The sequence below is a fragment of the Rhodopirellula maiorica SM1 genome, assembly GCF_000346295.1.
Taxonomy (GTDB): domain Bacteria; phylum Planctomycetota; class Planctomycetia; order Pirellulales; family Pirellulaceae; genus Novipirellula; species Novipirellula maiorica.
Genome location: NZ_ANOG01001090.1, coordinates 1 through 1,523, shown reverse-complemented (window position 1 = coordinate 1,523; position 1,523 = coordinate 1). Strand labels below are relative to the sequence as shown.

At 53.8% G+C, this 1,523-nt stretch carries 1 protein-coding gene; it reads left to right on the top strand.

Annotated features, from left to right (window positions below; all coding sequences use genetic code 11):
* The first annotated feature begins 573 nt into the window (after nt 1–573).
* Nucleotides 574–816 carry a hypothetical protein gene (locus tag RMSM_RS35315; RefSeq protein ID WP_144058193.1) on the top strand — a complete coding sequence of 81 codons (243 nt, stop codon included), beginning with the start codon at nt 574–576 and terminating at the stop codon, nt 814–816.
* Nucleotides 817–1,523 lie beyond the last annotated feature (707 nt).

Genomic DNA, 1,523 nt, shown 5'->3' with positions numbered 1-1,523 from the left:
ACCCGTGTACNCGGAAAACCTTAGGTGGCGACCACACAGAAACTCAACGTTGGTTCGACAGGCTTCCACAACAGTTACTGAACAAACACAATCGTCCAGCCGTCATCAAAGCGCTTGAACGGGCAATTTTGGAATACTCCACCATACCTGGAGCCGAAACTGGTGTTCCGACGACTCGATACGACGGAACATGATAGCAAAGGGCAGAACAAACGCGTGCACCCGAGCACGCGAGTCGGGCGGTTTTGAAATGGATAATCTTTCGCGCGTGCCGGGTGACACGTGCCGTTACCACACTGATAGAATACGATGGGATGGTTCTCAAAATCGCTCTGGCTGGTCGCTGACGATCCCGATAAATCGTGGTGGTGCGATTGCCGTACTGGCATAGTTGACGCTACTTGGCACACCAAGCATACCTTCCCGAGCGACGGTACTGGTTGGCTTTGGTCCTGTACCAAATGCTCGCGTGCGTTCATGTTCGCCAAATGTATGTACATTCGTGGAACTCTCGAACAACTCGCACGCAAACAGACACCTCGGAAACAGAAGCACCTTTCCCAATCTGGTGACATGGTCGAAAACACACTGCTGGCTACAGCAGACGATTGGCTTGATTCAGTTCAACCGATTCTCAGAGTGATCACAATTGGCGAACGCTATGTTTTTTTTGATGGCCATGTGTTGCCAGCCAAACCTGGTCCAGTGAAATTTAAAGGGTTATTACGGTCTCACGATCTTCCTGATTTGCCGCACTTGTCGGAAGCCCTGATGGAGCAAACAATTGCGAATCCAGAGTACTGGGACCAATCTTAATCGCGTGGTAACCAGAGAATTGCACGGAAGTGGCGGTGGCCGTGCGATTCGAAGTGGATGATCAACTCCCGCCACCCCGTGAATTCCGACGTTCGCGCTGCTAACCGACGCCTGACAGCCGCGCACGTCATCTTTCGTGTTTTTCGCGTCTTTCGTGGTTGTTCTCTTTACTGCTGATGTCAGCACTGACTGCAACGCCCACTTCTTCTCTGTGTCCCTCCGTGACCTCGGTGGTTGATCATTCATCGACGGTCTGACTGGTGCGTTCGAACTGCGCCCACCGGATTTCATCAGACCTCTGTTTCCTGGGATTCGCTCCTGATGTCACGGTTCGATAGGTGCGCGGTCGACTCTGCTGACAAAGACCAACCGACGCCTGACGACTGCCACGCCGACAACCAACGCTCGAAATGCCGACCGTAGATTGGGATGCAGAATTTCCCTTGGCCATTCCGATCGAGTACATTGACTATCAGCGACGATGGCTCAACGTGTCGTCGTGGCCGACCGCGCGAACCAAGTGGATCGGGATAGGGGGCCGGATTGCTCCGGCGCCCCTCCCACATCACCTAGCATGCGGGTCCGCACTAGGCGATTCGCCGCGAGGATGCAAGCTGTTGCCAACGCTCTTCTAGACTCAATAAGCCCTCACTTTTCAGGTGCTCGTTCGATAACGCACGCTGGACTCCCGACGTCTTGGAAAGACG